A 26,624-nucleotide genomic window follows, 5' to 3' on the forward strand; every position below is an offset into this window, starting at 1 on the left:
CAAGATCTAAAAAGCTAGGAAATAGTCTAAAACCGACACCAGATTTTCATGCCGTGTCGCGGAAATTTTGCTCGGCCAGTTGGCAACCATTGGGACTTTAACGCCTCCTTCATAAATCGAGCCTTTAGCGCCCCTTAAGCGTATGTCTGTTGATTGTATAGAATTAAAGCCATTATCCGACGTAAATATAATTAATGTATTTTCACGTAAACCACTCGATTCTAAAAAGTCGACGAGTCGGCCAACATTCTGATCTAAAGACTCCACTAACGTGCCATATGCCGCAAGTTCGCGTTTTGCCTTTGAGTCTCTTCCAGTTAACTGTTCTTTCTCTTTGTTTTGGTATTTTTTAGTAACTCTTCACTTCTAGGAATACTTGGCCTATGCGGGGCGTAAAAATGCAGATTTATAAAAAATGGGCTGTCAGCGTTTTTCCCCATAAATGCAATAGCTTCGTCTGTTAGACGGTCAGTTAGCCATTGGTCGTCGGGTTTTTCGTTGATAAAGGGATTTTTAAATGGTGCTATGTACCCGCCGCTTTTTGACTTATATCCCTCAGTATAACCACGCGCAGGATCCCCCACCACGACCCGCCAACATTGAGGTCAAACCCCTCGCCTGCGGATAATAAATAGAATATTTATTTTTATGGTCGTTCAACCAACTCAAATCGCCATTTTTGGGCTGACTTAAATTATCATCAAATGGGTAGTTAACTTCTACTGACGGATCAGGGCCCACGATATGCCACTTTCCTAAATGCGCTAATTTGTAACCGGCTTTTTTAAGGGGTTCAGAATATACAGTATGCTCAAGTTGCACCGTGCCACGGGAGAAAATACTGGTCTGGCTATTTCCTTTTTCTAAAACTGGGACACCATAAACTTGAGTTTTAAAAGACTGTTTTCCGGTTAACAATGCCGCCCTTGCTGGGGAGCAGGTAGGATAGGAATATGCATTGTCAAAAACTTGTCCTGAATTAGCTAATGCGTCGATGTTTGGCGTTTCAACCCATTTAGAACCGTTGTAACCTACGTCACCCCAACCGAGGTCGTCGGCCATGATAAATATAATGTTAGGTTTAGCTTCTGCGTGACTTAAGTTCATCGCAAAATAGCCCGCGATAAAAACAACTATCAGACTAGAAAATATTTTCATTACCACTTTCCCATATACGTAATATCGACTCTGAAACGTTTCAAAATATTTATCAGAGGTTGTGCCATATTAAGGTTCTAACCTACGTTTAAACCTCTGCTTTATCGTTTTAATTAGCACGATAAAAGAAAACTCACAGAGACATTGGCGTACCTCTGTGAGTTTAAACCCAGCTGTTTAAAGACTAAAGCTGTCTTGTTATTCGCCTAAAGCCGGTTTCCAAGGGGCACCATATTTTGGAGCCTTAGGGTTTTCTCTTAAAAATTTAGCGTCATTTTGCTGATACCATTGATGCAATGTCTTTTTCATTTCCGCAACTTTTGTTGGATATTCAGCCGCTAAATCAGTCGTCTCAGCCTTATCTTTAGTAATGTTAAACAGCTGAAGTTTGCCATCTTCAAACCGTTCTATGAGTTTCCAATCGCCCAATCGAACCACTGCCCTATGGAAACCGCCTTGATTTGAATAATGTGGATAATGGAAAAACAACGGACGTTCTGCTGAATTTGTTTCGCCATTTATGACAGGTAATAAGCTCTCACCGTCAATTGGGCCAACACGTTTGGCGTCAATACCTATTAAGTCGTAAAGCGTCGCTGAGATGTCCATGCTAATGGCTGGAACCGAGGTTGACTTACCATTTGATTCGGAACCTGGAACACTAATAATGAAAGGTACACGAATACCGCCTTCATATAACCAGCCTTTACCGCCTCTAAGCGGTAAACTTGATGTTGAATGCGCTTCACCTATAGATAAACCACCATTGTCTGATAACAAAATTACTATGGTGTCGTCTCTTAGGTTTTTGGCTTTTAGTGAATCCACAAGTCGGCCAATGTTTTCATCAACCTTTTCGACCATCGCTGCATATGTCGGGTTCGTTTGCACAACACGATTTAATTGTGGTTTATCGGTTGGCCAAATTTGTTCAACTTGAGCAAACTCTGGTGTTTTATCTAGTTGAGAAAAACGTTCACGATACTTATTAACAAGCTTCTTTGGCCCTTGCAATGGCGTATGAACAGAATAGTAAGACATCATTAGGAAAAATGGCGCGTCACTTTTTGCATACCCATCGACCAAATTGATGGCTTCGTTGGTTAAGCGATCCGTAAGGTATTCACCATCTGGGCCACTGGTTAAACGTGGATTTTTATAAGGCGCAAAATAACCCCCACTTGGCGACCCCGCGGCATGGCCGGCAATATTAACGTCAAAACCATAAAACTCTGGCCACATTTGCTCTGTTTGCCCTAAATGCCATTTACCAATAAACGCAGTTTGATAACCCTCACCTTTTAAAACGCTGGCGATAGTGGAACCTTGCTCCGGTAATTTTTCGACAAAGGAAGCGGGTTTAAATTTGCCTTCGCGATATTTATGTCGACGGCTTTTGTTACGGAAGAAGTCTGTCGTGCCAATTGCCGTTGGATGTTTGCCGGTGATCAATGCAGCTCTTGTGGGGCTACAAACCGGACTTGCGGCATAACCATCGGTAAATAACAGACCTTCACTGGCGAGCTTATCCATACTTGGTGTTGAATATAGTGTATCTGGATTATAAGCCGCGACGTCAGCCCAGCCTAAGTCATCAACCAAAATTAACAAAACATTGGGTTTCTTTTTTGTTTCTATTTCTGTTGTCGGTTGCGAAAGACAACCGGCTAATCCAGATACAAAAAGGCCACCTAAAACGAATTTAAATACAGTATTAATAACGCTATCCTCCAAGGCTTCAGACTAAACCCATTACACATTGGTTTTAGGTTTGCGTTAATTGAGGCTGAAACTCACATTGTAATTGATAAATAATTGCTAAATCATTTGAGGGTTTGGTAACAAAACGGTCACCAAACCTCGATAAATATCTAAAGAAAAAACCTTTTATTCTTTAAATGCCGTTTTTACGCTATTTAAGTTAACCCCAAATAATGATTTGGAAATAACATCCAATTGCGCTTCCGGCCCTTGAATATGGTAAGTCGTTTGGATGTGTCTAACCGATTGACCGGGTTTTAGCGCCGCGGCAGGCGATGAGGTTTCCAGCTCATAAAACGGCCCTAATGGCGCAACGCCAGTACTTCAGGCGAACCATCATTGTATGAATTAATGACATCGCCTGCATAAGGCTGATCTTGCAGTTCCCACATCGAATTTACATAGCCATTTGGTGCGGCTTGTTGATTATATGTAACAATATTAAGCACTTGCCCCGCTGCGTCATAACTACCTGCGATGCCTTTAGACCGTTTATCGCTAATACCAATTTTTCCGCGTTTTGTACCATCGCCTTTAAAGAACAATTCACTGTCGGTGACTTTAAGGTAATCCGCTGGCACTTTACCAAAGTAAGCGTCATTCACTTTTGCGCCATATTTTGATTCTGGGCCAGATTCAAACGGGATCACAACCGTTGTCTCAGGTGACGGGTTATACATGCCTAAGATCCAAATAGACACAAGACCGGTTTCTGCAGTCCAGGTATTTTGACCACGATTTGTCACGCGATTGTCCGTCTTATAGGCAACCACTTTTAAACTGTCATCTAGGTTAATGCCAAGTGATTCACTTACCTTACCTTTACTCAGCAATTCAACGGTACGTTCAATTCCAACATCAAATTCAGTGCCGCTGTAGTTAACCAAAGTCGCTTCGTGTGCAAACTTAACTGACTGTTCATTTTTAGTAACGATACTAAATGCTTCGGTATCGATTACCGCAGGTGTCTTCCAATCTGAAAATTCAAATTTGTCACCGGGTTTAAAGAACAGGCCAAACTGTCCGCCTTCAGGACCAAACCAAAAACGCTCTTCACCACCAAAAATGTATATATGATCTTCTAGTTTGCCCTTCTGCTCTTCGGCAGTTAAAAATCCATTGGCGATAACCGGACGGTTGATCCAACCAAAACTTGGACCAGAATGTTGATCGAAAGATGAGGTCATGACTCGACCTTGATACTCAGGCGCAATCGCAACGGCGGCGTCGCCATTAGACAACATAACAATGTTTGTGTGTTCTTTCATAAATGCTACATCGTCGGCAAACGGGCCTTTTGCTCTGTGCATCCGGTTGCAATCGCACAACTGATCAAACCGAGACTCACAGATTTTGTCAAAACAGATAAATTCATATTTTTTTCCATTGTTAAGGCGAATCGAGCGAGCAAAGTAACTCTTCATCGCGCTACCCTATTGGCCAGCGCTGTTGCAAGTTTCCGATCCAACTTTTCGTCAATATTCATTGCTGAAATATTTCAGCTTTCCAAAGGTGACCTTACTAAATTAACCGGCTCATCTATTAGATGCGTGTTAACGTGCCGCTGACTGCAATAGCACAAAGCAAGCAGCAAACACGAGGTTTAGGTCATAGAACCATTTTCAAAATGGCAAATTCATAATGTTATAAACGGTTTGATCTATAACGTTTTAACAATTGCTCCATCTCAGCCACAACTTCTGGGTATTGGTTGTATAGATTTGTCGTTTGATTCACGTCAGCATCGAGATCATACAATTGTGCAGGTGGTGCATCCGCTCTAATCTTGCCATTTACAATGTCACTATTAGGTGTATTTACTAACGTTGTGACAGCCGGTCCCCCTATAAGCATGCTGATGTGGCTTTGAGCCTTTAAAGCCACCGTCATTCTGTGCCCCGATGTACATCCATTTACCTTTGCGTAAACCAACATGAGTTGCTTTTCTAGGAGTTACTATCATTTCAGTGCGCAGAGGCGTTGTCGCTTCACCTAAAATTGCTGGTAGCATATTAATACTGTCATTACTGTTATCTGCGCTTAATGGTTGTCCCGTTAATGCAGCAAATGTCGCAAACATATCCACATTGTTGAGCATTTGGTTTGAAACACTTCCGGCTTTTATTTTGCTAGTACCACCATGCAATAAATGGCACTCGATGCCCACCTTCCCAAATACCAAACTTAGATCCTAAAAGATCACCATTGATTTGATGGCCTTTAGCAGCGGCATTACGTCCACCTAAATTAAACATCCCACCATTGTCGCTGGTGAAGATCACTAAGGTATTATCTGCAACACCAGCTTCTTCTAAACTCGCCATGACTTGGCCGACTATCCAATCTAACTCTTCGACAAAGTCGCCATACAGCCCACTTTCGCTTTTGCCTTGAAAACGTTTAGCTGGGGTAAAAGGGTGATGGACATGGGTTGTGGCTAAATACATAAAAAATGGATTACCATCTCGGGCTTTAATCCAGTCGGTTGCTTTTTCTGTAATTGTGGTGCCAACGCTATAATCGTTGTATAAAGAATGTGCTTCTACGCCACCTTTAAACATATTTGCCGTACGTTGGGCTGCTTCCGCTGGAATGGGTGTAATAGGAGTCGCGTCTTTATGAACTTTATGTTTGGGCGGTCGGCCGAGATAAACTAACGGATCTTCGGGATCCCATCCAATAATCTGATCATTTTCAACATAAACATAAGGCGGTGCGCTGTTGACAACGGGAACGCCAAAATAATAATCAAAACCGAGTTCGAGTGGACCAGGCGCAGCGGTTGTTGCCAGTCGTTTTTCCCCTCACCAAAACCTAAATGCCATTTACCTAATACTGCGGTATCGTAACCTTTGTTTTTAAATATATCCGCGATGGTCGTGGTATCAGGATCGATAAGCAACGGTGATTCTATCGGTGCGGGTCCCCATATTCCTTTGCCATTATTTGCCCTTAATGGGTACTCACCAGTCATTAACCCGTATCGAGAAGCGGTACAAACAGCAGAAGCGGAATGGGCGTCAGTGAACTTAACACCTTGTTTTGCAAGTTTATCAATATTTGGCGTTTCCAACTTTGTTGCACCGTAAGAACTTAAGTCCCCATATCCTAAATCATCAGCAAAAATAAAAACCACGTTTGGTTGTTTACCACCTTGATTTTGGGCTTGTTGAGAACTCAATAGTTCAGTCTTATTTACCGCTTCACAAGCCGTTAATGTCAAAGCGACAGTTGCAACTAAACCTGCTAACCTCATGTACGTCATGTTTTCTCCAAATAATTTGTTACACAGCACCTTGTTAAACAGCACTTTCTTACACAGCACTTACTTACACAAGATCTAGTGTATTTTTATTTATTAAAGCACAGTAGTTTTAGATTTCAAAGCCTTAAAAAGTTATATGTAGGGTTTTGTATATAAATAAAAACACAAAAACAAAATACTGACTTAGTCATAAAAATGTCATTACCGCCAACTGACTTTATAACTGTCATTAAATTTCCTGAGCGACGTCTTATACGACCGACTGCAGCGCTTTGAGTTGCTCAGGTTTAGAAAGTGTCGAGAAATCCAAGGACATTAATTTATGCACTCGCCGCTCAATGCTTTCCATAACTTGATAAAAAGCATGTTTAAATTCACTTTCTGTACCATCAAGTTTTGATGGGTCCGTTAATCCCCAATGCACTTTTAAAGTATCGTCAAACCAATGAGGACAAACTTCCGCCGCGGCACTGTCACATACAGTCACGACGATATCGGGTTTAATATCTTCGAAGTCATCCCAAGACTGACTTTTCAATTTGTCAGTTGCTATGCCCTTTTCTGCTAAGTACTTAATCGACAGTGGATGTACTTCACCAACGGGCTGACTTCCTGCACTAAATGCTCGGTACTTACCTTGAGCTAACTGATTGGTGATCGCTTCGCTCAAAATGCTCCGACACCTATTGTGGGTACAGATATATAAAATATTCATATGTGTTCTCAGTTTGGTACTTAGCCTATTTAATCATTGATATAGCGCTAATGATTAAATGGTTAAGCTATATATAAAGAGCACCTCTAAAGCGCCCTTTGTTCTCTGATCAAATATTGTAAAAATACTATTTCTTTTTCTTAACCCACCAGCGATCAATTTTTTGTGGATTTTCCATTGGTGGCACCCGCTGATCTCGACCTATTTGATGAACATCCCCAAGTTCCTCTCGTGCGTATTGAATATCTGCATCAAAAGACGCCACTATGTCTGGGTGCAAATTGGCCACATCGACTTTTTCACCCCGATCGGTTTTTAGATCAAACAACATGTTTTGAGCAACTTCTGTGTGAACACGGCCACCGGAGGAGTTTTCATGCCAAAATGGTTGGTCGGCAATTGTGCGCGGAAGATGCAGTTTCCAACGACCTTTACGGATAGCTTGAAGATTGGTGCCGTTGTAGTAATAAAGCACGTCATGAGGACTATTTAGGCTCTTACCACGCAGAATATTTAACGTATTGACGCCATCTAACTTTCTATCACTTGGCAACTCTGCCCCAGCAATTTCAGCTAAAATCGGGAATATATCCATGGATGTCATAGTAATGCTAGAATCCTACCTGCCGGAATGACACCTTACCACTTAAATAAGGCCGGAACAATATGCCCGCCTTCCATCGTGGTGTACTTTCGGCCATTTAGTTCACCATTACTCCCCGCAAAATTCGCGCCGTTGTCAGACGTAAATATCACTAGCGTATTGTCTTCTAACCCGTGATCTTTTAACGCTTTAAGAACGCGACCTGTGCTGTAATCCATTTCGTGAATAAAATCACCATATCGGCCTTTTTCGGAGGTGCCTTTAAACTGTTTGCTAGGGCGATGAGGCGAATGCACTATATTGTGAGCAAAATAAACAAAAAATGGACCGTCCTTTTCTCGTTCAATGAAAGAAACAACTTCGTTCGTATAAATTTCTGTGACTTTCTCTAAATCGATATCGACTTCTGAAATTGTTCGCCCACGGTACAAATCATCATTTTCTTTTAAGTAGGGGTATTTCACGCTATTTTTTGGGGCCTTATAAAAATTGCCTTCTAGTCCGACATATTCGTCAAACCCGGCATCTAAAGGGTGAGAACCTTTCTCTTTAAGCCTAAATGCCATTTACCAACCATTAAGCTTTTGTAACCTGCTGGCTTTAACATTTCAGGGATAGTGATTTCGTCAGGATGCAACCCAAAATGACTGTCTATGTGTTTATGACTCATCGGATTTTTAGCGACAGGTATGCCATTTCTCATCGGATAGCGGCCTGTTAATAACGATGCACGAGACGGACTACAAACATTTGCTGGAATGAAAAAATCGCGACTTATAAACCCTTCTTCACCAATTTTGTCAATATTTGGCGTTCTGATCCCTTCTGCACCAAACGACTCGATGTCGCCATAACCTAAGTCATCTGCAAAGATCACCACTATATTTGGCTTTTGTTGCTGCTCAATTACCGATTTAGCATTTGCCGAACGGTCAGGTTGATTTATTAACTCGCACCCTGCACTTAATAATACAAAGCTTACAATTAATGACCTGCTCAATTTATTCCTCACGCCCACTCCTCCGCAATAAAACTTTTCGGCCCGGCAAATATACTTTTAAATATAAGACCACAAAATAACAACAATACTAATATAAAATAAAAACAAGCCAAGACAGATAAAACCGCAAAAATAAGATTGAACCCAATCAAATCTTGCACTAAAGTAGCAATCACAATATATATAAAAACACACAAGGTATGTCATTTTTTAATTAAAAATGCGTATTTCTGCTCGTAAAACTGTTTTTAGTAACGTAGTTAAAACGTTCGTAAATTCTTGGTGTTTATCCAAAAACGAAAATTCAATTGAAGGCTCACTGGAGATAAATGTAATTATGGTACTTAAGTTTACAGCCAGCAAAAACAAGTTGTGGGCAACCGCCAATGAAGCCGCTTTTTTATACAAAAATGTTTTTTGCGACGCTTGTGCTGTTCTCGTTGGTTGCAAGTCCCATAGCTATAGCAACTGTCGCTAAAGACTCAATTAAGGTTGGGAATGTTTGGGTCAACACAAAAGCAAAACCAAGTGAAATTATTAATTACAAAATAATCGGCGCTCGCGAACTAAAATTACATATTTTTCACGGCGTTTCGAGCAATGATAATGAACACAAACCTGCATTAATTATGTTTCATGGTGGTGGCTGGAATTCTGGTAACCCTACGAGTTTATATGACCAGACGGACTATTTCTCTAAAATAGGGATAACCACAATATCGGTGGAATACCGCACTTGGAAAAAAGACCAAACACCGCCTAATGTGTCGTTAATGGACGCAAAATCGGCCTATCGTTGGGTGTTAACAAACGCCAAAACGCTAAATATAGACCCTGCCAAAATAGCTGCCGGAGGCGTTTCAGCCGGTGGCCATTTAGCGGCTTCATTGGCAACGATAAAAGGCTTTAATGCGATAGGAGAAAGGCCATTGCCCATTCAACCAGTCGCACTTGTTCTATTTAATCCAGTTGTCGATACGAGCTCACAAGGACACGGGTATAACAGAGTTAAAGAGTTTTGGCGGGCTATCTCGCCAATTCATAATGTCGCTCAAGGACATCCTCCAACGCTAACCCTTTTAGGCTCAAACGATCGCGTACTCAGCGTTGCAACCGCGAACAAATATAGAGACAACATAGTGTCTGTGGGTTCTTACGCCGTAAACCACATTTATCCAGATAAAGCGCACGGGTTTTTCACCCGCACTCGTTCAGAATTACTTTTTGTCGACACCTTACTTAAAGCTCATGACTTTTTGTTTAAAACAGGAATCGCAGCTGCACCGTCACCGGCAGTTAGACCGACGCGACCAAATATCAATAATTAACTTTACAAACTTTAGACCTAACAGGGTAACTACATTTAGAGAACTAATTTTATGCAAAAAACATCAGAACCACAGTCAAACAAATCGTGTCAATGCGACGCACCAAATCTATCACGTCGCAACTTCCTTTTTGTCGCAGGCGCAACCCCTTTTGCAATGGCGGGGTGTACGTCTTCGGTGTTTAGCAACCTTTCCTACGGAAAAGACTACCATGAAGCGATAAAAGCCCATGACTCCCTAAGAGCCTACTGGCGTTTCGACGACAACGTTATTGATGAACTTAGTGGTTTACCGGCAAAAACAAAACAAGTTAACTCATTTGAAAACGGCGCGGTTACCGGTTCTGGGATCCAACTCTCACCTATAGTAATAGCCTTGAAGTTGATGATACGAAACATTTATACGGTAGATTTGCGACAATCGAATTGTTTTTCAAAGTGAATTCACAACCTCGCGGGGACGATAACCCAGTTATTATTGCTCAGGCAAATGGCGAGAACGTGCGTTACATAATTGGAGTCGAAAACGATTTATCTGCCCTGCTGTACCGTAATGTAAATGGCAAGGTTGTCACCCGAATTGATTTACCTACGGGCAAAGGAATAGAAGTTGGACGTTGGTACCACCTTGCCGTGACAAGTTTTGACGTCGACCTTCGAGCTTACATTGACGGTTTTGAATGTAGCTTATTTGGTGGTGCCTATGAATTTACCCGCAGAGGGCCAAAGACATCGGTGATGACGTTTGGTTCAACAACGGCGAGTGGCTGGAGTTCAGCCGATATCAGCCTAGATGAAGTGGCAACTTACGAGGAAGGTCTGACACCAAGCGACTTCCAAAGACATTTACTTGCCGCCGGATGGGATACTAAACTTGCCGAAACCGGGGCTTTGGTTGCCGCAGTCAAAGCGAAACGTGACCAAGTTCGTCAACAAAAAACTGAAAAAATTAGGCACGACTCCGTCCTTACTGCACCTTGGCACCACCCAAGTTTATGAGAATGAATACTTAGAGGCCATTAACTTTACGGTAGGCGGCATTGGTTCTGGTGCGATTCAGTTTGACGGCAAGGCTAGACCAAAAATTTGGCAAATTGCGTGTAACTTCCCTGAAATCGAGGTGGAAGATACTTTTTAGCGATAAGAGCTCAATCTCCTAGCGCAGTGCCAATAACAAAGGCGTTACAAACAGAAGCGGCTGGTGCATTTAAACCCATGCAGGCATTAAAATTTGAAGGCGAATACCCGTTTGCCAAATACAATTTTGAAGACAAAGAATTACCTGTCGATGTATCACTAAACGTATTTAATCCATTTACACCAATGGATTTAAAAAACTCGTCAATCCCCTGTGCTATCTACCAAGTAACAGTGACAAATAACAATGCCCACTCAGTAACGGTTGATATACTTTCATCGCAAAAAATGCATTAGGTTACGCCAATGATAAAAACGGAAAATATGGCACTAACCAAAACAAATTGATAACTAAAAATGGTGCAACCATGTTGCATATGACACGTGCCAATAATAATAAAGCCGACATGGTATTGATGACACTTTCCGATAGTGCGACTGGCACGGCGCAATGGCAGTCTAATGAAGCTTTAAAACGAGAGTTTACAGAAAAAGGGGCAATTACGGGCCCAATCACTTCCGGTCCGTCATCAGAAGGTAATTCCGTTAATGGTGCGATAATTGCGCCGTTAAAACTTGCACCTATAGTGAAACTCAAACGGTTAGTTTTGTGCTCACGTGGAGCTTTAGCGAAACCTTACATGGCACGATTTTTACAGCCCCTAAGGGAAAACCTTGGAGCAGAACAGGCCAGATGTACAACAACTGGTGGTCAGATGCTTTGGACGTGGCGGCTTATGTACAAACCAACTTTGCCGATCTAACGCGTCGCACCCGTCAATTTCACGATAGTCTTTATGCCTCAACTCTGCCGGTATGGCTTATCGACCGATGTTCTTCACAACTTGCGGTGTTACGCAGCCAAACATGTTGGTGGTCAAAAGATGGGTATTTTGGTGCGTGGGAAGGCTGTAACCCAAATAGTGGTTGTTGCTAAGGCAAACTGTACCCATGTTTGGCATTATGCCCAATCACATGCGAGATTGTTGCCAGAGCTTGGTCGCATTATGCGTGAACAAGACTACGATATGCAGTTTGAAGATGGATTGCTGCCCTATCGCCACAATAATACCAAGCCAGCGGCAGATGGTCATTTTGGGACAATTCTAAATACCTATCGCGAGCACCTATGTAGCAAGGACAACAAATGGTTGGAGGAACAATGGCCACGCGTTAAAAAAGCCATTGAATGGGGATCAAAGAGTGGGATCCTGAGCGAATTGGCTACACGAAAAATGAACAACACAATACATTAGATGGTCAATTAGATGGATGTTCGTCGTGGATTGGTAGCCTATACCTTACGTCGCTTGAAGCCAGTGCCCGTATGGCAGAAATTGTCGGTGAAACTGCACTTGCTGTTGAATATCGTCGTATTCGAACAATGGGTAAACAACTTCAAAATGACCGACTATGGAACGGCGAATATTATATTCAAGAGTCAGAAAACAAACCCATTCAAAACTATCTAGACGGCTGCCACATTGACCAAATTTTAGGTGAGTGGTGGGCCGATCAAATTAACATCGACCGCAACTACCCTAAAAGTCGTTCGAAAAAGCAATGCAGTCGTTGTTAAAATACAACTTTAGAGCCGACTTTTATGGCCAGTCATTAAAACCTCGTCAATATTGCGAAATCGACGATGGTGGAATGAAAATGATCACTTGGCCAAATGGCCCTCAACCGATCCCAGGCATGAAATACGGAGATGAAGTTATGACCGGATTTGAGTACGGTGCGGCGGTCTCCATGATCCAAAATGACATGCTTATTGATGGCCTAATGTTACTCAAAGTCGTTGCCGACAGATATGACGGGCGTTTAAGGACCGAAGGGGTATCTGACGTTAAAAATGGCCCATGGGGTTATTCTGGTAATCCATATGGTGACGATGAGTGCGGAAAATACTATGGACGCTCATTGAGTGTTTGGTCCGCACTAACGGCTTTACAGGGTTTCAAATACGACGGTCCTGCCGCTGTCATTGGATTTAATCCTGTATTTACACCAGAAGCTCATGTCAGTTTCTTTACTGCTGCACTTGGATATGGCTTGTTTAAGCAAACAATCTCAAGCAATACCATCAATTGCGCCATTTCATTGCAAGAGGGAGAAATGAACGTTAAAGAAATTAACCTTGGGAGTAAAAACGCAATTAAGCGTGTTGAAGTTCAGCTAAATTCAAAACAAATAGCAGCGTCGTATGTTTATAAAAACGACGAACTGATTATTAACTTAGCTAAAGAAATAACACTTCAAGAAAAAGATGAAATAACAATTAACGCATCGATGGCGTAAGCCAACTCGCAGGAGAAAATAGTTAATTTATTGGGTTTATTAGCACGCTATACTCTTGATATTAAAACGCCACTTAATCGACATTAAGTGGCGTTTTTACTCACTCTAATAGCTTAAATTGGCTACTTAGGGCCTTGCACTTTACCATGACCAAAAATGTCATCTTTACCTGTGTTTACCCATATCTAGGGCCAAACTACGCATTTTGGCTTCAACTTGAGATGGCTTCATTTTACCGCCGTTAGCACTAATAATTAATGCCGCAACACCAGCTGCATGAGGTGAAGACATAGATGTACCCACTGACCAGTACCAGCCTCCGTTCCCAGTGCTAAAGACAAAGTCAAACGCATAACAAACGTTCGTTACACCAGCGACCGTACAAAGATCTGTACCACCGTCCATATAAGCACTCATGTAATCGCCGCTATAGGTGCACCAAAGTCAATTTCAGATTGACCATAGTTAGAGTAAATAGCCAAATGATCGGTATATGTATTTGGATCATTTGCCCACAGTCTAGGGCCTAATGCCGAAATTGACATAACCGCAGGTAAACCAGCTGGTAATTTCACTAGGCTGTCTGTTTTGTCCATATCTGTACTTTCGTTACCTGCAGAAGCAATTAACAACACGCCGTTTTGACGCGCGTACGTTGCCGCTTTTGCATAAGTATTGATAAATTGAGCAATACCGTCTTTACCACCTACGGTAAACTTAATGTCGTCTGATGTGTCATAAGGCGTACCTTCAACATCAAAGTAACCATTGTGACGGACATCCATACCTAAACTCATATTAACAACATCTGCACCAATATTCGCGGCATAAACTATAGCGGCCATTGTCGCGTATGAAGAGCCACTGCCGGTATAAGCAGAGAGCGATTTAAGAATGACAAGTTCCGCTTCTGGAGCTACACCTATCGTACCAAAACCGTTATCTGCTGCGGCAATTGTTCCTGCCGTGTGGCTACCATGATTGCTCACATCAGGTCCCGCATCATACCAAGCTTCACCGTCAACAAACGACATACTTAGGTCAAAATTAATGTTTGGTGCGAGATCTGGATGACCGCCGTCGGCACCAGAGTCAATTACTGCAACCCGCACGCCCGCGCCGCGGTGACCAGCATTCCACGAATCTACAGCGCCAACTGCGTTATGGCCCCATTGTAAATCAAAGAAGAAGTCATCGTCGCCACTGGCCGGCGGTTGACCATAATCACTCTCGGATACCGTTAAGTTTGCCACTTCCGGCATTCCCTGTACTTTAGGGATAAATACAGACGCATCTGGCACTATGGTCAAACCAGAATTTTGTGCACTATCTACAGAATCAAAAGCGACTTGGCATACGCCAATTTCAGGAATACAACTTTTAAGTGTACCGCCCGCTTTAGACACCTGTTTTTCCGCTTTAGATTGACTAAATTTACCACTAACGTCGTAAATAAAATTAACTGGTTTAGCATGAGTTAAAGTACTGACTGTCATCGCCAATACGCTCAGTAGGAATGTTTTTTCATTATTATATCCTTGGTTATTTCAGCTCAAATATTGAGCAAAAATAAACCTGTAACAGATAAATACAATTCTCTACCGTTTGATTATTTATACGTCGAATTTTTTCTATTTTCTTGTAAAAATATGTTTACTGACTTTAAGCAAAGTGGCGCTTTTTTACCTACAAAAAGTTCGAAAAGAAATCATTGAAACAGCCCTAAACCCATCTCATTTAATGTATTTCGGAACAAACTTAATAACTAAAACACTGAATTAAACTTATCAAATACAACTTTTAAATCTCATCGCTGCAATAGCTATATTACTAGCCGTTCATGTTGTCTATAGCAGTTTAACGTCTTCTAATATTTTTAAATTCACCATTTTCGTCAAATTCAAGGATTATGTATTCATATTGCAAATGTTGTTCATCAAACTTGTCTAACCAATTATTTTGTTCAAATATTTTTTTGAGCTCAGTGTATTGCCGCCCTTTTAGAAAAAACTCAATAGAGCATAATCTAAGTTACCCTCCCTAATAATTTTTTCACCGCTAAATATTGCATAGAATCTTTTATCAACTTTTACCGATGCCAGCTGCCGGTCCGTTGTTAGCTCTAATCTATATTCTATATCTTCAACAGCGTTTCTTTGGGCTATATAGTCTTTTATTTGCTGCAGGCTTAATGGTGTAATAAAGTGTTTTATTAACGGATATTTGATCTGACCAACTCCCATTGCGCTGCGATCAAAAAAATCAGAGAAGTAAACTGTCTTGTCTGAAAACTCATAAGAAATATAATATCTTGTTTGATTCTCCAACCTGAAGCCTTTGTTAACTTTACCGTTTACAACGACAGTTTTATTTAGCTTTGAATCGTCATTACCACTAAAAATTGTCTTTAAATTACCGGACAGTTGAAAATAAAAAGTGAGTAAAATCAAAAATACAAAAATGGCATAGGTTATGTAAATTTTCATGGTTTGAGGTCTTCAATAGGTGACGATAATAAGCGGAAGTAGACCGAACATAATCAATTCATGTCATGATTACAATACACCATTATTTAATTTAGAATTAGGGCTGCACAAAATATTACCCTATTGACTTACAAGTCTTTTTGTAGAAGAGTAAGTCTCATTTAACGTCGAAACTAACATGGATGTCGTTTGTCATATTTCACCAACCTTCTCAACACCAGTAAATTATCCGCAACATTACTTTTTCGAATTTTATTATTTAGCGGAATATTCACCTTATCTATAGCTTCTCTACAACTTTATACTGACTATCAAAAAAGAATAAAAGAAGTCGAATTAAATGCGGCTATTCTTATTCAACAATTTTCAGAACCACTAACAAGGGCTATATGGGAATTAAATACGCCACTAGTAATGGCGGCTTTGGACAATATTAATTTGGCTGATTATTTTTCAGAGATAAAAATCAGAGATGATACTCAGAGAATCATATACGTGGATATTTGGAACGACAATACTTCATCGCCAGTACGGACTGTCCCTTTAACATTTGATTTTCTCGGCAAAATAACGCATGTAGGCCAAGTCGACTATAGGGTAGACTCAAACAAAATTAAATTGCAAATTTTTGATAGTGCTATATTTATTATTCTTTCTCAATTCATTAAAACGTTTTTTGTTGCTGTATTTATTTTGTCTATGCTTAACCGTCTTGTGATTAGACATTTAGCAGATATTTCAAACTGGCTAAACGGATTTAACCCACAGACTTCTTTTTCACCATTGGCTTTAGAAACAGAAAAAAACATTGATAATGAAATGATAAAGCTCAAATCAGCAATAAGTGAGATGGGCAAAAACGTTCATAACCATACCATTGCGTTAGAAGACATCGTGAAAGAACGAACTGCTGAATTGTCAAAGCTTGCATACACAGACAGCTTAACTGGAATCGCGAACCGTACTGCCTTTTTCTTAAAATCAGAAGAAGAACTTAGACGCTCAAGACGCTTATCCTATGATGTTGGCGTCATGATGCTAGATTTAGATCATTTTAAATCTATCAATGACAACTATGGCCATGATGCGGGCGATAAAGTGTTGAAATTAATCGCTGAAACAATGAATGACATCATTCGTGAAGAAGACACTGTTGGCCGCATTGGCGGCGAAGAATTTGCGGTAATTGTACCTTAGCGCGGATAAACTTGGTATGTTTAAACTTGCAAAAAGGCTTCAGAAGTCAATCGCTTTATTAGATGTCTCTTTCCTTGAGGAAAATAAAAATATCACAGTGAGTATAGGCTATACAAAAGTATCTCAAAATGAACAGTTTAAATCCGCACTAAAAAGGGCCGATGAGCATTTATACTCAGCTAAAAATGGCGGCCGGAATTGCTATGTTACAGACAAAGAATTTATCCCATCAATTGTCGGTTAAATGAGCCAATTAGCAACAAAGCACAGTTCATGAATTACAAACAAAAAACTGTACACATGCACTGTGCCATTGCTTTATGCCCCCTCCACCGCATATTCGCTCTCGAGTTTGCTGTACCCGATGCCAGCCGCTTTGATGACTTTAATTTGGGTTGGTATACGCTCTTTAAGCGCAGCGACGTGGGATATAACACCTACCATGCGGCCACCAGCTTGTAGGTTATCAAGCGCATTTAGGGCAACATCTAATGTATCTGGGTCGAGTGTGCCAAAACCTTCGTCCAAGAACAGAGATTCAATGCTGGTTTTGTCACTGACTAAGTCTGATAAGCCAAGGGCCAAAGCGAGACTGACCAAGAAGCTCTCGCCACCTGACAGTGTTCTGATATCTCGCTCTTCGTCCGCTTGCCAAGAGTCTACAATTGTCAAACCTAAGTTGTCTTTTTCGTGACGCTTGAGCAAGTACCGTCCGTCGAGTGACGACAGATGGTGATTTGCCAAATGCACTAAATGCCCTAACGTTAAACCCTGCGCAAACTTTTTAAATTTAGCACCATCAGACGATCCAATTAAACTGTTGAGTTGATCCCAATGACTTAGTTCTTTGGCCTTTATTTCAATTTCTTCAATCACGAGTTGGTGACGTTCACGTTGTTTTTTATCAGTTTCTAACTTTTGTTCTATAGAGCCAGTTGCTCTTTGTTTTTCTTCAAGTTCGGCTGATAACGTGGTAATTAATACGTCTAATTCACTAACCGTCAATTGCGTTTTATCAAGAGCGGTTAACGTACTCAGTTTATTTTTGGCATTGCTAAGTGCTTCAGTGATTTGCGTTTGCTGAGTTGTTAAACGTTCCTTTAAGGCAAGTAACTGTTCAAATTCATCTATGGTCACTCGGCAAACGAGATAGTCATCAATGGTTGAATATGGGCTTTGTTCGATAGCTTGGTTTAATAACACATTTGCGTCATTAAGCTCACTTTCAGTATATTTAATCGTACTGGTTTTTGATTCAATTTCACCAGAAATTCCAGACACTTGCTCTTTTATTTTTGATAAAAACTGCTCAGTGTTTCGTTGAATTTCTAACAACTCAAACAGGGTCGTATTTGATTGTTGACGCTCAAGATTAACTTGTTTGTCGGCAAATAACTCAGCGCGTTTATCCAGTTCAGTTTGCAGTTCTTCAAGTCTTTGTTTAATCCGCTTTTCTAATTGCGATTTTGAACTGTGGTGTTTGGCAATTTGGTTTTTGTCGCTCAGTAGTTTTTCCGTTTTTAGTTCAACGTTTTGAGCCAATTGACCAAGCTCGCGGTCAAATGCCATAAACCGCTCATTTGCCTTTTCCAACTCAGCCATAAAGGTCGTATACGCCGTTGTTGCTGGCATATGTCGACCGATACTTGTTAACTGCGTCGTTAACGCTAGTTCTGCTTTTTGTCGGTTTGCAGAGATAGTCTCAAGAAGTTGGTGACCTTCATTGATCCGTAACTCAATATGAGCAATATCTTGATTAAGTTTGGCAAGCTGTTGATTGTTTAATTCTATTGCTTTATTGCTTGTTAAAAGCGCTTCTTTCTCGACCATCAATTGCCTTTTAATTTCGGCAATATTCTCTGACTTTAATTTAAGATTTTGCTTCTCTGCTTTAATAGAGGCTAACCATTGATCAACATGGCTTTTATCGGTAATCGATAAATCCTGAGCAATATGTTTATTGCTCTCAGCCCAACGGCTTTCAATCACCAAAAGCTCAGTATTAATCGCCGTAACGGTTTTATTATTTTGTTCAATAATGGTCGTATCGGCAACGATTTTGCTCGTTAAAACAGCTTCGTCTTTGCGATAATCCTCAAGTACAATTTCAGCGCCGTGGATTTCTATTTCAAGCTGACTGCTTTTGGTGTCGATGTTTTGTGTTGCAAACGGGTGTTCTTCAGCGCCGCAAAGTGGGCAAGGCTCGCCTTCAATTAATCGAGTCCGAACCTCATCTAAGCTTTCAATATCAGCCACCAGTAATTGCCGTTTATTGAGTTGCGACAATATGAGTTTTTGGTTTTCTTGTTTGGTTAAACACTGTGCTTTTAACTCGTTTAACCCAGCGATAGACTCCTGCAATTGCTTACTTTGTAATTCTAAAGTTTCACGTTTTTGGCTCAAGTTATCGTGCTGCTGCGCATCATTTTCTATGGAAACCGCCACAGTGGCCTGCTCATTTACTTTTTCATAAACAAGTGCCCATTGCTGCTCAGACTGCCCGTTTAAGGCGGTATCTAATTTAGCACTAGTATCACTAATTTGACGTTCTTGTTTGGCAATTTCATCCAACTCAATTTTTTGAGCCTGTTTGGCATGGCTTAATTGTTGTTGTAATTGCTCTTGCTGGAATTGTAAATCAGCAACTTTTGTATCGGTGGATTTTGCGCTTTCGAGTATTTGGCCGTAATTTAAAAACTGGGTTTTTAAATCTGGAATGACCGACGACAGCGCTCTATCCTGGGCATTTTCTTGTAAAAACGCGCTTAATTCTTTAACTTTTCTGTTAGCAAGTTCAATATCCTGTTCGGTGGCTTCAATGTCTTTTTCAATTATCGTAATTGACGCCTCTATATCCGCTAATTGATTTTGCTCATTGGTGATATTGGTTTGTTTCTCCGCTATCTTTTTATCGAGCGGAATGACCTTTTGGTCAATGAGTTCTTCGAGTTGTTTATGCTGGTTGAATTGAGTTTCATAATCTTTTTCGCCGTAACGTTATGATTTTCAGCCACCTCTAACTGTTCAACTAGTTGTTGTTTTTTAACACTCAAGTTGGCGAGTTGTGTATTTTGTTCATCAAGCTCTAACTGCGCTTTACGACAACTTTCATAAAGCGGGGTTATCTTTTGCGCAGGTGCTGCTTTTGCCAGTTGTTCTAACTCAGGCAACGCCTTGGTTTTTTCGACTTCAAACTCAGTCTGCCTTGCCTCTGCGGTTTTGATCTCAACCTGACAATCTGATATTTGGGTTAACCACTGTTGCTCTTCATTATGGTTTTTAGTTGCGTCTTTAAACGCTGAACCTGTTCGTTTTGCGTTTTTAACGCATCGACTAAACGCTGTTTTTCTTCTTCCTCGATAAAATCAATCACCTCAAGTTTGTCAGTTAACGACTTAACCACTGCCTTGTGCTCTTTTTGATGTTCATAAACAGTTTGCGAGATCTGTTGATAAACCTCCGTTCCCGTTAACTGCTCTAATAATGTTGCACGTTCATTTTCCTTCGCCGATAAAAAGGCGTCAAATCCGCCTTGAGCAAGCATCATGGAACGAGTAAAACGGGCAAAATCGAGGCGTGTGATATCTTCAATACTCTTTCTGACCTTAGATAAATGTGTCTCTACGACCTTTTCGCCCTTATCATCGATAAGAGCAAGTTCAGCCTTTGGCCCTTGTAATTTGCCACCTGGGCTATGTTTTGCGCGTCGTTGTGACCAATTAGCTCGATAACGATTGTTATTCACATAAAACTCAACTTCGGCAAAACATTCCGCTGTACCTCGAGTCATCAAGTCATTGTCACTTTGTGACGGTTTTATACGCGGGGTTTCATGATATAACGCCAGACATATTGCGTCGTAAATTGTTGATTTTCCGGCACCTGTCGACCCCGTAATGGCAAACAACCCATTGTTCACAAATTGTGGTGTGGTTAAATCGATAAACCATTGGCCTTTAAGGGAATTTATATTCTGTAGTCGGATCGATAGAATTTTCATTTCGCCACTCCATTTGAATTACCCACATCTGTTTTTTCACCGGCTAGAACTTCTGCCACAACGGAGTCAAATGTGCTGGTCAGTGACTCAATGTCCGCCGGTTCTAGTTGTTCTTGCTCTAAACGCTTTTGGAATACGTCTTTTGGTGTTAACTCACTTAACGATTGTTTGGGCTTTTCACTTTTAAGTTGCGGAGTCGTGGCCTTTTTACGTTTTACTTTGATGATTTCAATTGGTGCGTCGCTGCACATATCCAGTATTTTTTGTTGTAGATCAGAAAGGTAGTCGTCCGTGCTCACTTCAACTTCAACCTAGGCTGTGTTGTCGGTTAATGACAACTCTACAGCAATGTTCTGTAACTGATGTTCTATTGAGGTCAGCGAGCCTTCGATTCGATACATGGCTTGGCTTCTCGGGATATAAAGCGGTTCTATGTGTTTTACATTTGCGCCTTCAAACTCAACCATAATAACTTGTTTTTTATGGTTGAGTTCGTCGAAACTTAGCGGTATTGGTGAACCACAATAACGAATATGTTCCTTGCCACTTACCGACATTGGCTTATGAATATGGCCTAGCGCAATATAATCCGCAGGGGTAACTTATCGGATGGGAACGACTCTAATGTGCCTACGTAAATTTCTCTTACCGACTCAGTCCGAGAACTGGCTAAAGTTGTTAAATGACCCGTGCTAATAATGGGTAGCTCACCACCGAGTTGTTTTCGTTGTTGCTCGGCGATATCGAAAATCGCCATAAAATGACCCGCCATCGCTTGAATAAGCGCTTTTTGCTTTTCGCTGCCCGTTTGCCCAGCAACTGAATCCAAAACATCTTTTGGCCTGATAAAAGGGATCCCACATAAAATAGCCCCGGCTGTTTTGTATGATCGTTTAGTAGGATCACCTGATCATTAAGATCGGCTTTTACGCCACCAATGACATAAGTGCCGAGGCAACTTAATAACGATTCAGTTTCGTTTAACGTTGCAACTGAGTCATGGTTTCCGCCCAGCACAACCAACTGGCAACCTATTTTGTGCATGCTCACGATAAACTCGTTATAAAGTGTTCTGGCATAACTCGGCGGAGTGCCAGTATCAAAGATGTCCCCCGCGACAATCACTGCGTCTATTTGCTTTTCAGTGACTTGATTTAACAACCAATTTAAAAAGGCTTTATGCTCAGCTTCTCTACTTTTGCCGATAAACCCTTGGCCTAAATGCCAGTCAGAAGTATGAATGATTTTCATATTGGTTGCCCTTTTGTCGATTGTGGTTTTGTTGCTTTCGGTTTATTGATTGCTTTCGGCTTTATTGGAAACGTTGATTTAACTTTGTTTTAGCTGTCTTTAACGTGCATTCAGCTGTGTACCTTTGGTTTTCTTTGGTTTTCTCAGCGACGTTGTAGCCTTGATATCGTGCTATTTTAACCCACAAATTTACAAAACCCAGCTTGGTTTGCATGATGATAACGAGCTTCGCTTCCAATGGAAACCGTTATTACTAGGCACTGTTTTAGAAGGCACGGTTATTAGTAGACACAGTTTATATATTAAAAAAGTGAACATCCCTGTCCCTGTCATCCAAGACTTTCATCATTTCCATATTATCCTTTTAATTAGATTTCCATGTCCATTTTTAGTCCGTGTCATATCCATTTTGAATCCTTGCAATAATTCAACATCCTTTCCTATGTCCATGTCTTCTCCATATGCTTCTCCATGTACTTAACTAAAAGCCTTTTGATGCATTTTCCCTATGCCATCGTCCCTGTTGTCTTTTGACGATATAGACTGTACATGTCGCCGATGGCGACAAGCAATAACTGGGAATATATACACGTACAAAAATCAATCATATTGATTACGACCTAAAGCAACACATGCAGAACGCAGAACAAACGCCTTAGCTGAACTAATGCATTACAAAATCGCCGAATAAAAATAGCGTGTGACGACTTTGCACGGGAAACCTGTACTAATTTTGTACATGTACGCAACTAATTAGTTTCAGGGATGTACTTCCTCCTCCATTTATTATTAATATGGCGTTACGAAATAACGGATAACAAATTAACGGATTAATATGCAAGACTCTAATTGGCCATACCGCTACGACCTATTATTACGACTCAGACTTATCGAAGTTGTCGCTATGTGGGAGGGGCGAGTTAACACCAATCATCTGATAAAATATTTCGGCATTAAGCGCCAACAAGCGTCAAACGACATAAAAAAGTATCGTGAAGACATTGCGCCTAACAATTTAACCTACGACAAATCGGCAAAAGCGTACACCCCAAGCGCGTCATTTACAGCAGTATTAACAACAGGTAGCGCAGACGAGTACTTGCATTTATTAGAGCGAAACTCCGATCTTAACTTAAGATTTGAACGCCTCGAATTAGGCTTTGGACACATCCATCAACTGCCTATGCCAAATCGAGCAATTAGCCCGGAAATCCTAAGGCCAATTGTTAAAGCATGTCAGCAAAACTTAAGGATTGAAGTTGATTATCGCTCGATAAATGATCCGCAACCGGATGGCCGCGTTATCGCGCCCCATTCCATTATCTATGCCGCGAATCGCTGGCACGTTCGAGCGTTTTGTGAAAAAACCAAGGATATCGCGATTTTGTATTAACTCGATTTTTTAACACGCCAGAATTTGAAAGCGGAACAAGTGAACACACCGAAGCATTTGACACCGACTGGAACACAAAGTTAGACGTAAGCCTAGTTCCGGACCCAAGACTTACTCCAAATCAAAAACAGGTAATTGAGCACGATTACGGCATGGAGGAAGGTAAGTTAACTCTTACGGTACGTGCTAGTTTACTTGCATATTTGTTAAAAGCCCTACGAATTGAGGCACACACTGTTCATGCCGATCCAAAAGCACAGCAAATCGTCGTTGAAAACTTTGATAAAATTAAAAATAGGGTGTTTGTTTAATCACTGAACATAACGTTAATGGAAATTTGGCGCTATTTTTAACCTGCGCCAGGTTTTCCCTCCGTCAGGTTTTTAATCTCATTTTCGCCCAGAAACATTCAAACGTTAAAACGATTAGTTTATATCAATCCTTATAAATAACTCAGGCGATAAATAGTGAGATTGATTTAACGTATGCCCCTTATTTATTCTCTTGAGAAGAGCTTGGATGTGTTGATTTAACATCAACATCAAACGGCTTGGTTTCACTTCCGGCGTATAGACTTAAGTGAGGGAATGGAATTTCAATTCCTTGCTCGTCAAAGGTCTTCTTAATCTCTTGATACATTGTGTTTTTAAGGGCTAAAAAGTTTTCCTTTTTGCCCAAACTGAAAACTGAATATCAACTGAAGAACTGCCAAATCCAGTTAATATAAACAGAGGTGCTGGCTCTTCTAGGCAAATGACATTTTTTCAGCAAGCCCAAATAATACGTCACGAACCGTTTCAATGTCTTCTTTATAAGCGATACCAATCTTTAAATCCGCACGCCTAATAGGAAATTTAGTCAGGGTCGTAACTGGGCTTTTAATCATATTTTCATTTGGAATTCGGACAAATAGATTGTCAAAGGTTCGAATTTTCACTGACAGTAAATCAATTGAAATGACTTCCCGGTTACATCGCCTACCTTAATAATATCCGCTATTGAGAATGAACGCTCAATCATCAGGAATAATCCGCTGATAAGGTTGGATGCCGAGGTCTGTGACGCAAAACCAATCGCAACGGTCAAGATACCAGCTGCGCCAATCAATAAACTTAAATCTATGCCTATATGTTTTAATGCCGAAACAGCAAACAGCGCCAAAAGCGTATAAAAAACAACTCGCTTTAACAGAAAAAGTGCGTGTTTGGTGATCCTAGCTTCCACAAAAGTTGTAACCGCAGAACTGATCGCTCGGGAAATAAAATAGCCGACGATCAACAACAATAAAGCTTGAACCAACGTATAGAAATAAGAAGACTTTAGCTGTTCAACAAACTCAATAAAAACATCCATAAAATTGTTATCCAAAAAGGTTACTGATACGACGAATTAGCTTGCCTTGATCTGAGGCTTTTCGCGGGTCGCTAATTTGTATATGCTCGCTCGATTCGTTCAAATCACTACTCTCGATGTGCACTTCCACATGAGCAGAGTCATGATTTCTTTCAATCGAAATACCTGACGTCCATAGATTATGTTCCATGTCGCTGTATAAACTTAAGAAGTTCACTGGCACGTTAAGTCGATTAATTGTAAATGCTTTATTGTGGTTATTTTTCACCGTAATTGGTGTCGTCGCTCGATGAGAACGCATGACTAAATCCTCTAACCGAGTTCTTGCCGATGTGTATTTTGCGTAGCAAATGTCACCGTCTATTGTCGACGCACCAAACCAAGTATCTGATGGACGCCAAAATGGCACGTCAATTAAACATTCTTTCTGTAATAGCGCGGTAACGCTAAACCAAATAGGTGTCGTAACAAAAAGTTTAACCTTTTCACCAGCAAGGATGGTGACAGGTGATGCAGGCCTTGTCACAACAGACTTATCAGCAAGCCGAGGGGCTACCCTCAAAGTAGTTGCAGTTTGTTTTTCTAAATATCTGCCTGCGACTTTATCGCCATCCAAATCGATATGTTGGCCGTCAGACAGTACAATTTCAGTATCTAGCTCGGTTTGGGTTTCAATATTCCAAATTTTCCACTCGTCTACCAAGCGTTGGATCACAAACGACCGTTCGCCAATACTCCAGCTTCTTAGCTCAAGTTCATTAAATGAAAAATCACCCCACCATTGCTCTCGACTCATTGGCCACTCTTAATCTGTAAATAGTAAATTAAATTGCCGCTAGCTTTTTAAAATATATAAGGCAGCAACAAAAACCTGAAAAGTAAATCACCAAAACCCCAAATAAAAGTTCCGGCCATTAATAACGAGACCTCTAAAATACCGAGTTGAAAACGAACATGGTCTTTTAAATAATCCAGTTTATCTTCAAATTCATCTTCGATACTTAAGATCTCTTTGTCTATGTATTCTTTCGGCGCGTTGTATTTTCTCAATTTTAATTTTGCTTTAGACAACGCCAATCGATGTTGAATATTCAATCGGCTGACAAGTAATCGTTCTTGAATTACGCCACCGATGCTTGACCAAACGCCCAGCAGGGTTACCAAGCAACCACTGCGAGTTACCCATTCGATATCGACAAAATTTATCTTTGTTAGATAAATCCCGATACCGAGTAATATTACCGCTAATGCCCAGGTCATAATGGGTTGTCTATTTTTAATATTGGCAATGTCTTCGTTGTATAAAACTTTTGGATCATTCAAGGTAATAAGATTCTTTAATTTAATGTTTAAAACTATGCAAACGGTGTTTTAACCATAGCGTATGAGCGAACTTATGTCTTATACCCTACTTTTATTCACAACGGTAGAACAGACAAACATTCGGTAAATAAAAGTTATTATTCATTTAATTCAAGCCCACTTTTTTGCCTCAATCTTCGATAAGTCGCCGTATTTATTATATTAAAAACCTAGGTATACCAGTTCAGTTTAACCCTAACTCATTATTAAAATGACAAAACAGTTATGAGGTTGTGTTAAATATTATTAACATTTAATGTTAAAAATGTTTGACATCAAAAAGAGAATACCTTACCTTTCATGTCAAATATATT

Annotated in this window: 37 protein-coding genes and 2 pseudogenes; 12 read left to right on the forward strand and 27 right to left on the reverse strand. The window is 40.6% G+C overall.

The genetic code is table 11. The annotated features are described in order from the left end of the window. Positions 1-6: 6 nt before the first annotated feature. From PN838_RS06965 to PN838_RS07025, 14 genes and pseudogenes are all read right to left on the reverse strand, one after another. Positions 7-291, reverse strand: a pseudogene (locus PN838_RS06965) (sulfatase-like hydrolase/transferase); the annotation flags it as partial. 26 nt (positions 292-317) lie between these two features. Next, positions 318-584 (reverse strand): sulfatase-like hydrolase/transferase, encoded by a 267-nt coding sequence (locus PN838_RS06970; protein ID WP_272180142.1) that lies wholly within the window; start codon positions 582-584, stop codon positions 318-320. After that, positions 556-1,158, reverse strand: coding sequence for a sulfatase-like hydrolase/transferase (locus PN838_RS06975; protein ID WP_272180143.1), 603 nt, complete (start codon positions 1,156-1,158; stop codon positions 556-558). Before PN838_RS06975 ends, PN838_RS06970 begins: the two co-directional genes overlap by 29 nt. 198 nt (positions 1,159-1,356) lie before the next feature. After that, positions 1,357-2,892 carry a sulfatase gene (locus PN838_RS06980; RefSeq protein WP_272180144.1) on the reverse strand — a complete coding sequence of 512 codons (1,536 nt, stop codon included), beginning with the start codon at positions 2,890-2,892 and terminating at the stop codon, positions 1,357-1,359. Positions 2,893-3,045: 153 nt separating this feature from the next. Next, positions 3,046-3,207, reverse strand: a complete 162-nt coding sequence (locus PN838_RS27095; protein WP_370661094.1) for a DUF6786 family protein — start codon at positions 3,205-3,207, stop codon at positions 3,046-3,048. Between the two features lie 14 nt (positions 3,208-3,221). Continuing rightward, complete coding sequence (locus PN838_RS06985; RefSeq protein WP_272180145.1) at positions 3,222-4,187, reverse strand: DUF6786 family protein; 966 nt, start codon at positions 4,185-4,187, stop codon at positions 3,222-3,224. A 376-nt stretch (positions 4,188-4,563) separates the two neighbouring features. Further along, positions 4,564-4,773 (reverse strand): hypothetical protein, encoded by a 210-nt coding sequence (locus PN838_RS06990; RefSeq protein WP_272180146.1) that lies wholly within the window; start codon positions 4,771-4,773, stop codon positions 4,564-4,566. Further along, positions 4,727-5,065: an alkaline phosphatase family protein gene (locus PN838_RS06995; RefSeq protein WP_272180147.1), complete on the reverse strand. Its 339-nt coding sequence runs from the start codon at positions 5,063-5,065 to the stop codon at positions 4,727-4,729. Before PN838_RS06995 ends, PN838_RS06990 begins: the two co-directional genes overlap by 47 nt. After that, positions 5,049-5,480, reverse strand: a complete 432-nt coding sequence (locus PN838_RS07000) for a sulfatase-like hydrolase/transferase (RefSeq protein ID WP_334313299.1) — start codon at positions 5,478-5,480, stop codon at positions 5,049-5,051. The genes PN838_RS06995 and PN838_RS07000 overlap by 17 nt, the downstream gene beginning before the upstream one ends. A gap of 92 nt (positions 5,481-5,572) precedes the next feature. Further along, positions 5,573-6,184, reverse strand: a complete 612-nt coding sequence (locus PN838_RS26130) for a sulfatase-like hydrolase/transferase (RefSeq protein ID WP_334313300.1) — start codon at positions 6,182-6,184, stop codon at positions 5,573-5,575. A gap of 250 nt (positions 6,185-6,434) precedes the next feature. Beyond that, positions 6,435-6,899: an arsenate reductase ArsC gene (locus PN838_RS07010; RefSeq protein WP_215963705.1), complete on the reverse strand. Its 465-nt coding sequence runs from the start codon at positions 6,897-6,899 to the stop codon at positions 6,435-6,437. Positions 6,900-7,026: 127 nt separating this feature from the next. After that, the gene (locus PN838_RS07015) at positions 7,027-7,494 is read right to left on the reverse strand and encodes an alkaline phosphatase family protein (RefSeq protein ID WP_272180148.1); all 468 of its coding nucleotides are present in this window, start codon (positions 7,492-7,494) and stop codon (positions 7,027-7,029) included. A 44-nt stretch (positions 7,495-7,538) separates the two neighbouring features. Continuing rightward, the gene (locus tag PN838_RS07020; RefSeq protein WP_272180149.1) at positions 7,539-8,069 is read right to left on the reverse strand and encodes a sulfatase-like hydrolase/transferase; all 531 of its coding nucleotides are present in this window, start codon (positions 8,067-8,069) and stop codon (positions 7,539-7,541) included. Further along, positions 8,030-8,503: a sulfatase-like hydrolase/transferase gene (locus PN838_RS07025; RefSeq protein ID WP_272180150.1), complete on the reverse strand. Its 474-nt coding sequence runs from the start codon at positions 8,501-8,503 to the stop codon at positions 8,030-8,032. Before PN838_RS07025 ends, PN838_RS07020 begins: the two co-directional genes overlap by 40 nt. 410 nt (positions 8,504-8,913) lie before the next feature. Here PN838_RS07025 and PN838_RS07030 point away from each other — a divergent pair, with 410 nt between their 5' ends. The 8 genes from PN838_RS07030 to PN838_RS07065 all read left to right on the forward strand — a co-directional run bounded on the left by PN838_RS07030 (position 8,914) and on the right by PN838_RS07065 (position 13,268). Then, on the forward strand, positions 8,914-9,831 hold the full coding sequence (locus PN838_RS07030) for an alpha/beta hydrolase (protein WP_272180151.1): 918 nt from the start codon (positions 8,914-8,916) through the stop codon (positions 9,829-9,831). 51 nt (positions 9,832-9,882) lie between these two features. After that, on the forward strand, positions 9,883-10,272 hold the full coding sequence (locus PN838_RS07035; RefSeq protein WP_272180152.1) for a hypothetical protein: 390 nt from the start codon (positions 9,883-9,885) through the stop codon (positions 10,270-10,272). After that, positions 10,257-10,829 (forward strand): LamG-like jellyroll fold domain-containing protein, encoded by a 573-nt coding sequence (locus PN838_RS07040; RefSeq protein WP_272180153.1) that lies wholly within the window; start codon positions 10,257-10,259, stop codon positions 10,827-10,829. Before PN838_RS07035 ends, PN838_RS07040 begins: the two co-directional genes overlap by 16 nt. A gap of 165 nt (positions 10,830-10,994) precedes the next feature. Continuing rightward, the gene (locus tag PN838_RS07045) at positions 10,995-11,264 is read left to right on the forward strand and encodes a GH116 family glycosyl-hydrolase (protein WP_272180154.1); all 270 of its coding nucleotides are present in this window, start codon (positions 10,995-10,997) and stop codon (positions 11,262-11,264) included. 71 nt (positions 11,265-11,335) lie between these two features. Next, positions 11,336-11,731 (forward strand): hypothetical protein, encoded by a 396-nt coding sequence (locus tag PN838_RS07050; RefSeq protein WP_272180155.1) that lies wholly within the window; start codon positions 11,336-11,338, stop codon positions 11,729-11,731. A gap of 33 nt (positions 11,732-11,764) precedes the next feature. Then, a complete protein-coding gene (locus PN838_RS07055; protein ID WP_272180156.1) occupies positions 11,765-12,223 on the forward strand; it encodes a hypothetical protein in 459 nt (152 codons plus the stop codon). After that, on the forward strand, positions 12,157-12,546 hold the full coding sequence (locus PN838_RS07060) for a GH116 family glycosyl hydrolase (RefSeq protein ID WP_272180157.1): 390 nt from the start codon (positions 12,157-12,159) through the stop codon (positions 12,544-12,546). Before PN838_RS07055 ends, PN838_RS07060 begins: the two co-directional genes overlap by 67 nt. Next, positions 12,531-13,268 (forward strand): hypothetical protein, encoded by a 738-nt coding sequence (locus PN838_RS07065; RefSeq protein WP_272180158.1) that lies wholly within the window; start codon positions 12,531-12,533, stop codon positions 13,266-13,268. The genes PN838_RS07060 and PN838_RS07065 overlap by 16 nt, the downstream gene beginning before the upstream one ends. Before the next feature lie 165 nt (positions 13,269-13,433). On the opposite strand, the gene PN838_RS07070 is transcribed toward PN838_RS07065, so the two are convergent. The 3 genes from PN838_RS07070 to PN838_RS07080 form a co-directional block, all read right to left on the reverse strand. Beyond that, a complete protein-coding gene (locus tag PN838_RS07070) occupies positions 13,434-13,685 on the reverse strand; it encodes a S8 family serine peptidase (RefSeq protein WP_272180159.1) in 252 nt (83 codons plus the stop codon). Beyond that, positions 13,682-14,764, reverse strand: coding sequence for a S8 family peptidase (locus PN838_RS07075; protein ID WP_272180160.1), 1,083 nt, complete (start codon positions 14,762-14,764; stop codon positions 13,682-13,684). Before PN838_RS07075 ends, PN838_RS07070 begins: the two co-directional genes overlap by 4 nt. A gap of 504 nt (positions 14,765-15,268) precedes the next feature. Next, on the reverse strand, positions 15,269-15,754 hold the full coding sequence (locus PN838_RS07080) for a hypothetical protein (protein ID WP_272180161.1): 486 nt from the start codon (positions 15,752-15,754) through the stop codon (positions 15,269-15,271). A 189-nt stretch (positions 15,755-15,943) separates the two neighbouring features. Between PN838_RS07080 and PN838_RS07085 the strand changes: the two genes are divergently transcribed. After that, on the forward strand, positions 15,944-16,951 hold the full coding sequence (locus tag PN838_RS07085; protein ID WP_272180162.1) for a diguanylate cyclase: 1,008 nt from the start codon (positions 15,944-15,946) through the stop codon (positions 16,949-16,951). A gap of 16 nt (positions 16,952-16,967) precedes the next feature. Then, the gene (locus PN838_RS07090; protein ID WP_272180163.1) at positions 16,968-17,195 is read left to right on the forward strand and encodes a GGDEF domain-containing protein; all 228 of its coding nucleotides are present in this window, start codon (positions 16,968-16,970) and stop codon (positions 17,193-17,195) included. Positions 17,196-17,269: 74 nt separating this feature from the next. Here PN838_RS07090 and PN838_RS07095 read toward each other — a convergent pair whose 3' ends face one another. The 6 genes from PN838_RS07095 to sbcD all read right to left on the reverse strand — a co-directional run bounded on the left by PN838_RS07095 (position 17,270) and on the right by sbcD (position 22,202). After that, complete coding sequence (locus PN838_RS07095; RefSeq protein ID WP_272180164.1) at positions 17,270-19,522, reverse strand: SbcC/MukB-like Walker B domain-containing protein; 2,253 nt, start codon at positions 19,520-19,522, stop codon at positions 17,270-17,272. 329 nt (positions 19,523-19,851) lie between these two features. Further along, positions 19,852-20,121, reverse strand: a complete 270-nt coding sequence (locus tag PN838_RS07100) for a hypothetical protein (protein WP_272180165.1) — start codon at positions 20,119-20,121, stop codon at positions 19,852-19,854. An 80-nt stretch (positions 20,122-20,201) separates the two neighbouring features. Next, positions 20,202-20,951, reverse strand: a complete 750-nt coding sequence (locus PN838_RS07105) for an AAA family ATPase (RefSeq protein WP_272180166.1) — start codon at positions 20,949-20,951, stop codon at positions 20,202-20,204. Continuing rightward, the gene (locus PN838_RS07110) at positions 20,948-21,250 is read right to left on the reverse strand and encodes an exonuclease SbcCD subunit D C-terminal domain-containing protein (RefSeq protein ID WP_272180167.1); all 303 of its coding nucleotides are present in this window, start codon (positions 21,248-21,250) and stop codon (positions 20,948-20,950) included. The genes PN838_RS07105 and PN838_RS07110 overlap by 4 nt, the downstream gene beginning before the upstream one ends. A gap of 12 nt (positions 21,251-21,262) precedes the next feature. Continuing rightward, the gene (locus PN838_RS07115) at positions 21,263-21,508 is read right to left on the reverse strand and encodes a hypothetical protein (RefSeq protein WP_272180168.1); all 246 of its coding nucleotides are present in this window, start codon (positions 21,506-21,508) and stop codon (positions 21,263-21,265) included. A 121-nt stretch (positions 21,509-21,629) separates the two neighbouring features. Continuing rightward, positions 21,630-22,202 carry an exonuclease subunit SbcD gene (sbcD, locus tag PN838_RS07120; protein WP_272180169.1) on the reverse strand — a complete coding sequence of 191 codons (573 nt, stop codon included), beginning with the start codon at positions 22,200-22,202 and terminating at the stop codon, positions 21,630-21,632. A gap of 835 nt (positions 22,203-23,037) precedes the next feature. Here sbcD and PN838_RS07125 point away from each other — a divergent pair. Together PN838_RS07125 and PN838_RS07130 are read left to right on the forward strand one after the other, a co-directional pair. Further along, positions 23,038-23,595, forward strand: a complete 558-nt coding sequence (locus PN838_RS07125) for a BrxR family helix-turn-helix transcriptional regulator (protein WP_272180170.1) — start codon at positions 23,038-23,040, stop codon at positions 23,593-23,595. Between the two features lie 134 nt (positions 23,596-23,729). After that, a complete protein-coding gene (locus PN838_RS07130) occupies positions 23,730-23,906 on the forward strand; it encodes a BrxR family transcriptional regulator (protein ID WP_502592199.1) in 177 nt (58 codons plus the stop codon). Positions 23,907-24,087: 181 nt separating this feature from the next. Here the strand turns inward: PN838_RS07130 and PN838_RS26135 are convergent, their stop codons facing one another. The 4 genes and pseudogenes from PN838_RS26135 to PN838_RS07145 form a co-directional block, all read right to left on the reverse strand. Continuing rightward, positions 24,088-24,234, reverse strand: coding sequence for a mechanosensitive ion channel family protein (locus PN838_RS26135; protein WP_334313301.1), 147 nt, complete (start codon positions 24,232-24,234; stop codon positions 24,088-24,090). Positions 24,235-24,340: 106 nt separating this feature from the next. Then, positions 24,341-24,948: pseudogene (locus PN838_RS26145) on the reverse strand (mechanosensitive ion channel family protein). A 7-nt stretch (positions 24,949-24,955) separates the two neighbouring features. After that, positions 24,956-25,744 carry a DUF432 domain-containing protein gene (locus tag PN838_RS07140; RefSeq protein WP_272180172.1) on the reverse strand — a complete coding sequence of 263 codons (789 nt, stop codon included), beginning with the start codon at positions 25,742-25,744 and terminating at the stop codon, positions 24,956-24,958. 47 nt (positions 25,745-25,791) lie between these two features. After that, a complete protein-coding gene (locus PN838_RS07145) occupies positions 25,792-26,271 on the reverse strand; it encodes a hypothetical protein (protein ID WP_272180173.1) in 480 nt (159 codons plus the stop codon). Between the last annotated feature and the right edge of the window lie 353 nt (positions 26,272-26,624).

The organism is Psychrosphaera algicola (assembly GCF_028401425.1).
GTDB lineage: Bacteria > Pseudomonadota > Gammaproteobacteria > Enterobacterales > Alteromonadaceae > Psychrosphaera > Psychrosphaera algicola.